General features: G+C 49.1%; 6 protein-coding genes. 5 read left to right on the top strand and 1 reads right to left on the bottom strand.

What is annotated here, in order from left to right; genetic code table 11:
• The 5 genes from J1785_RS20260 to J1785_RS20240 all read left to right on the top strand — a co-directional run.
• Positions 1–1,181, top strand: a 1,181-nt coding sequence (locus J1785_RS20260) for an ABC transporter substrate-binding protein (RefSeq protein ID WP_238483297.1), incomplete at its 5' end; no start/stop codon positions are given.
• A gap of 3 nt (positions 1,182–1,184) precedes the next feature.
• Complete coding sequence (locus J1785_RS20255; protein ID WP_217220396.1) at positions 1,185–2,054, top strand: carbohydrate ABC transporter permease; 870 nt, start codon at positions 1,185–1,187, stop codon at positions 2,052–2,054.
• Between the two features lie 53 nt (positions 2,055–2,107).
• Positions 2,108–2,932 carry a carbohydrate ABC transporter permease gene (locus tag J1785_RS20250; protein ID WP_217220404.1) on the top strand — a complete coding sequence of 275 codons (825 nt, stop codon included), beginning with the start codon at positions 2,108–2,110 and terminating at the stop codon, positions 2,930–2,932.
• 12 nt (positions 2,933–2,944) lie between these two features.
• Positions 2,945–4,495, top strand: coding sequence for an alpha-amylase family glycosyl hydrolase (locus tag J1785_RS20245; protein ID WP_217220402.1), 1,551 nt, complete (start codon positions 2,945–2,947; stop codon positions 4,493–4,495).
• Positions 4,482–5,543 (top strand): glycoside hydrolase family 130 protein, encoded by a 1,062-nt coding sequence (locus J1785_RS20240; RefSeq protein WP_217220394.1) that lies wholly within the window; start codon positions 4,482–4,484, stop codon positions 5,541–5,543. Before J1785_RS20245 ends, J1785_RS20240 begins: the two co-directional genes overlap by 14 nt.
• Positions 5,544–5,679: 136 nt before the next feature.
• Here the strand turns inward: J1785_RS20240 and yigL are convergent, their stop codons facing one another.
• Positions 5,680–6,489: a sugar/pyridoxal phosphate phosphatase YigL gene (gene yigL, locus J1785_RS20235; protein WP_129955194.1), complete on the bottom strand. Its 810-nt coding sequence runs from the start codon at positions 6,487–6,489 to the stop codon at positions 5,680–5,682.
• Between the last annotated feature and the right edge of the window lie 37 nt (positions 6,490–6,526).

Here is a 6,526-nt window from a genome sequence, read left to right as displayed (position 1 = left end):
GTATTAAAATGTGGATTGCGCCTAATATTACTCAGGAAATGTATTGGGGTGAAGTTGTTAATGAATGGAACAGTAATCCGGCTCACCGAAAAGTGGAATTCACGCCAATACCGGCGGCGGGGAGCTCTGAAGAAGCCATTATGAATGCGCTGGCGTCAGGCACCGAACCCGATATCTCTACCAACATTTTTATCGGCTTCGCCAAACAGTTATCCGAACTTAAACAACTCAGTGACTACGGCAAAATGCCCGGATTTCAGGAACTGGTCGAAACCCGACATATGGGAAAAGCCGTGGCGTCATGGCAGTTCGAAGGGCAGCAAAATGTTATTCCGATTTATATCAGCCCGATCGTGTACTGGTGGCGCAGCGATCTGCTGGCAGCGCAAGGTTTTGATCATGTGCCGACCACCTATGATGAGGTTTATACCCTGTCAGAACAAATGACGAAAAATCAGAAAGGTTACAGTCTGCAAATCACCAGTGGCAAAAACTGGTGGGATCGCTGGTTCGACTTTATTCCGCTGTATTATGCCGCCTCGCAGGGGAGCCCGTACATTCAGGATCATAAAGCCAGCTTTGATAACGAAGCCGGACGCCAGACCCTCACCTTCCTCAATAAAATGTTTGCGAACAAATGGACCAGCTATGATTTCAGCGCCGCTGACGATCCGCTGGCGACCGGCGCGGTGCTGGGCGCGGTACGGGGTCCATGGGATATTGACCGCTATCAGAAGCAATTCCCCGACGTGTTAAAAACTATCCGTATCGGCCCGATGCTGACACTGACCGGCAAACCCGGCGTTTCTACAATGGCTGACAGCAAAGGGATCGTGATGTTCAGCACGTCAAAAGTGCAGGCCGACGCCTGGAAATTTATTCAATGGGTATACAGCGATCCGAAACATGACCGGCGCTGGCTGGAACTCACCGGAATGCCACCTGCCCGGGAAGATCTGCAAAGCAATGCGATTTTTGAAGAGTACCTGCAACAGCACGTACTGGTTAACGCCATTGCTTCTTATCTCCCAAAAGCGGTGCCTCCGGCACCGATCACGAAAACGGTGGAAGTCCAGCGGACGATGACCCAAATGATTGAAAAACTGGTTTTTAAAGGCAGCCTGATCCCCAGGGTCATTCAGGAGTCTTCCCAAGAGATCGACAAAACGCTGGGGCAGTAAGCGATGATAAAAATGAAAGAGTCATCAGTAGGGGGCCTTCTGGCCTCCACTTACCTCGGATACTCCCTGGTATTCTGGCTTTATCCGTTTATCTGGCTGGCGGTGCTGAGTTTGACTGACTGGAAATTTATCGGCATACCGTCTTTCAACGGAGTGAAGAATATTATTGCCGTCATGCAGAATCCTTTATTCTGGACGTCGGTTTATAATGTATTTAAATTTCTGGCTTACTATCTGCCGATTGTTTTTATTTCTTCATTATTGTTCGCTTTCGGGCTAAGAAAGATAAAATACGGTAAAGCATTTGTTGCCCTGAGTTTTCTGCTCGCCAATGTTTCATCCGGCGTGGCGTATTCTATCGTATTTTCTAAACTGTTCAGTGAAACGGGGCCAATAAATACATTTCTGATGGGTTTATTAGGTATTAATATCCCGTGGTTTACTCATCCGGATTTCGCCATGTTATCTATAGCCCTTATTGTCACCTGGAAATTCGTCGGCTATTACGGCCTGATCTTTTATTCCGGACTGATTACTATCCCTAAAGATATTTACGATGCCGCCGAACTTGATAAAACCACAGGTATCGGAAAAATATGGCATATCACTTTACCTCTGATGAATGCTCAGATCGTCATGGTACTGGTGCTTGCGATCACGGTGGCGTTCAGTATTTTCACCGAACCCTATCTCATCACCGGCGGTGGCCCGCTGGAAAGCACCACCACGCCCATGGTGGTCATGTACGAAGCCGCCTTCCGGCAGATGCAGCCGAGCTGGGCCGCAACCATGTCAATTATTGTCGCTCTGTTCAGTTTTTCCCTGATCTGGATATTGCGCCGATGTCTGGAAAAGAAAATCGAGATCGTATGATGAAGACAAACTCTGCGGGTATGTTAACTGCCCCACCTTCTCAGAAATTTCAGGTGAAAAGAACCATCAGTTCCGTGATGATCCACGCGCTGATGTTTGCGCTGGCCATCACCTGGCTATACCCTTATTTATGGATGTTAATCGGTTCATTTAAAAATACGGCCGATATATATACGACATCTCTTTTTTCCGGCCCGCTGTCATTCAATAATTACACTTTCCTTTTCGATGGCACCGGTAAAGCAGAAAAGCCCTTCCTGCGGACATTGTTTAATTCCCTCTTCATTACTTTAACCATCACGGTGTGCGTCACGCTGACTTCCTGTTTAATAGGATATGCTCTGGCTAAAATGGAATTTAAAGGCCGGGACATTTTCAAAAACCTGCTCATCCTGCAAATGGTTTTTCCGGCTTTCATGTTTATTATCCCCCATTTCGTGCTAATGCGTGAGCTCGGAATGATTAATTCTTATGGTGCTCTTATTTTACCCTTCATCATGAATGGCTGGGGCATTTTTATGATTTCACAAAGTTTTAAAGGCACACCTAATGACTATATTCATGCTGCAAGATTAGATCATGCCGGCCTTATCAAAATATTGCTTCATGTCATGTTGCCCCTCAACAAATCTATTCTGGCCATCGTCGCGATTTTTACCTTTACCAGCGCCTGGGACAATTTCCTCTGGCCGCTGATTGTCATGCAGGACGCCAATAAAATGCCGCTTTCCGTTCTGCTGGCAACGTTCAGTAAATCATATGGCGTGTATGTCGGCCCGGTTCTGGCAGGTTCGGTGGTGCAAACCCTGCCGATCGTCGTTTTGTTTATCCTCTTCAGGAAGCATTTCCTGGAAGGGATGTCGCTTTCACTTAAATAACAGGTCTGAATGATGAACAACCTGAAAACAGGGCAGGACCGGGTATTTTATCAGGTGTATTTACCCTCATTTTGCGACGGTAACGCTGACGGATTGGGCGATTTTCAGGGCCTGATTTCTAAACTGGATTATCTGGCTGATCTGGGCATTGGCGGCATCTGGATCACGCCTTTTTATCCGTCTCCGCTGGTGGATAATGGCTACGACATCAGCGATCACTGCGATGTTGATCCGCGCTTTGGCACCTTAGACCTTTTCGATGAACTGATCGCAGCTTGTCATCAACGCGATATTTTGCTGGTGATCGACGTGGTGATGAACCACGTTTCGGACCAGCATCCGTGGTTTCAGGCGGCCCTCCGTCAGCCGGACAGCCCTTTCCGTGACTTCTTTTTCTTTCGTGAAACAACCAACAACTGGACTTCTTTCTTCGGCGGTTCAGCCTGGACGCAGGAACCCGGCAGGACAACCTGTTATTACCATAAATTCTCGCCTCAGCAGGTGTGCCTGAACTGGTCAAATCCTGCCGTGGAACAGGAGATTAAAAAAATCCTCGATTTCTGGATTGCACGCCACGTCGATGGTTTTCGTTTTGATGTGATTAATTTTCTGACCACTGATGGCATCGGTGAAGATCACCACCCCGTTGAGGCAGATGAAGAACCGCCTCATGAGAAGGATATTAATCAACCCGGCGTGCTCAATGTCGTGAGACGGCTATGCCACCATATCCGCGCACACGGGGAATTCATGCTGATTGGTGAAGTAGGCAGTGAGGTATTGCCGGTGATGGCGCCTTATCAGGGAGCCGGGTTACTGGATGTGGTGTTTAATTTCAATCTCGGCAGCCAGAAAGTCTTTGATATCGAGGAAATTTTCGCTCAATTGCAGGCGATGGAAACCCTGCTTCCCGGCTTACCCACACTGTTTTTCTCCAGCCATGATATGCCACGCATGATCAGCCGTTTCGGTGAATCATCCCGCGATATTCGCCGCGCAGTGGCGGTTTTCGCCCTGCAAATGACTGCCCGTGGCTTGCCCTTCATCTTCCAGGGTGAAGAAATTGGCATGACTGATTTGGTGCCGCAGAATTTGCAGCAGATGCGGGATATTCAGGGTGTCACTCAATACCACACCGCTATTTCACAGGGCATGAATGATAAGCAAGCACTTACTTATGCATTGCCGTTCTGCCGGGATGCCTCCCGTTTACCGGTTCCCTGGACGCCAGCAGATGCCCGTGAAGATCAGATTAATGCTGAAAGTGAGAGTGAGTGCTCACAATCAATTTTAAATCTATATAAGAAGCTGATTAATATCAGAAATATTCACCCTTCCCTTCAGCGTGGTGACTATCAGTTTCTCAGATTGTTTAAACAATGCCTGATTTTCCGCCGCAGTCTGGGCGCGGAGTGCGTGGAAGTCATGATCAATTTCGGCCCTTCTGTCATCAACACGGGCTTTGGCGACGGCAATACAGTCCTGTTCGGCCCGGATGAGCCATTGCTGGAGAAAAATCACATTCTTATCAAAAAGGTAAACCATGAAAATGCTCAGAAATAAAAAAAATCCGCTGTTAACGCCAGCTGATGTTGCACCCTCTCAGCCCGGATGGAAGGTCGATTGTGTTTTTAATGCAGGCGTGTGTACGTATCAGGGAGAAACCCTGCTGCTGCTCCGGGTCGCAGAAAGCGTGATTTCAACTGACCCCGGTTGTCTGGAAGTGCCGCTGTTGCTGAACCACGAAAATGGCTGGCAGGCAGGCACCAAACGTTTTCGCCTGGATGATCCGGCTTACGATTTCACTGATCCCAGAATAATTGCGCTAAACGCTGACCCTTCGGTTGTCTGGCTGACTTCCATGTCGCATCTGCGGCTGGCGCGCAGTCATAATGGCGAAGATTTTATTGTTGATGCTCAGCCATTTTTGACCGCTGATACCCAATATGAGCAATTTGGTTGTGAAGATCCGCGAATTACCCTGATCGACGGTGTTTATTACATCAACTATTCGGCCATTTCGCCGTATGGCATTTCCACCGCACTGGCGACGACCACCGATTTTGTCACTGTAGAAAAACAGGGCGTGATTTTCTGCCCCGATAACCGTGATGTTTGCTTCTTCCCGGAAAAAATTAACGGTAAATATCAGGCGCTGACCCGCCCATCGCCTAAACATTTTGGTAAGCCGGAGATCTGGATGTGTGAGTCCCCGGATATGGTGCACTGGGGCAATCATCGTCATCTGCTGGGCAGTACTTCCGGCGACTGGGATGCGCTGAAACTGGGCGGCGGCGCACCGCTGATAAAAACGGTGCGCGGCTGGTTGCAGATTTATCATGGTGTAGATAAAGACCAGCGTTATTGCCTCGGCGCGATGCTGCTCGACCTGAATAATCCGTTCAACATCCTCGCCAAGTCTTCAGTACCGCTGTTACAGCCGGAAGCGATTTATGAAAAAGAGGGATTTTTTGGCAATGTGGTGTTCACCTGCGGCGCCTTGCTGGAACAGGAGATGCTGAAAATTTATTATGGGGCAGCCGATGAGTGCATTGCGCTGGCAACAATGCCGCTCAATGCTTTGTGGGGGCATCTCGGCCTGCCAGCGTGAGTGTGGCAGAAATTCACGGCAACGGCGGATAAAAACAGCCTCGACACCGGCACGTTAGGCTTCAGCGACATCGGTAATAAAGCGGCAGATGCAGATCCCAAAGCAGAGTGGAAACCCTGCTTTGGTTTACCGCAGATTAACGCTCTTCGGACAAATACATCTTACGCAGGTAATGCGGCACGGCGTCATCAGCATTGGAACCGATGATCTCAGCATCCGGCATCGCCGCCTTCAGGCGCGGCAATGATCCGCTCATCAGACACCCTTTACCGGCCATGGTCAGCATTTCCAGGTCATTCAGCCCGTCACCAAAAGCGATGCAATCTTTCAGGGAATAGCCCATCAGTTTGGAGACATATTCCAGCGCATGGCCTTTTGATACGCCGCCTGCCATTACTTCCAGACACACCGGCAGTGAGAAACTGACGTTCACACGGTCGCCCCATCGCGCATTGATAGCTTCTTCCAGCGGCAGCAGTTTTTCGTGATCTTCACAGGTGAAATACACTTTGCAGATGCCATCAGTTTCCAGCAAACCCGGTTCATACAGTTTGTATTTGAAAACGGATTCACGGAAGAAATCATCCTGATCGGCACGGTCACGGTTCATGTACCAGTCATCATTGCGGTAAACGTTGGTCAGAATATCCGGGTTATTGTGCATGATACCGAACAAATCTCTGGCGATGTCTTCATCCAGATTGTGCGAGAAAATCAGTTCGCCATCGGTGTTATGCACACGCGCACCGTTGGAGGTGATCATGTACGCACTGATTTCCAGATTGTCGCGCATCTGCGCCACATCGATATGGTGACGCCCGGTGGCGAACACGAAATGCACGCCGCGCCGGGTCAGCAGTTTCAGCGTCTCTTTGGCGAACGGGGTCAGGGTATGATCAGGTGATAGCAGTGTGCCATCTAAATCGGAAGCAACAACATGGTACATAGCGTTAGGTTCTAACCTCTGATGGAGTTGTGCGCGG

Source organism: Rahnella perminowiae, from assembly GCF_019049755.1.
In the GTDB taxonomy this organism is placed as follows: domain Bacteria; phylum Pseudomonadota; class Gammaproteobacteria; order Enterobacterales; family Enterobacteriaceae; genus Rahnella; species Rahnella perminowiae.
The sequence above is the reverse complement of the archived record's forward strand: the minus strand, read 5'-3'. Positions and strand labels throughout refer to the sequence as shown.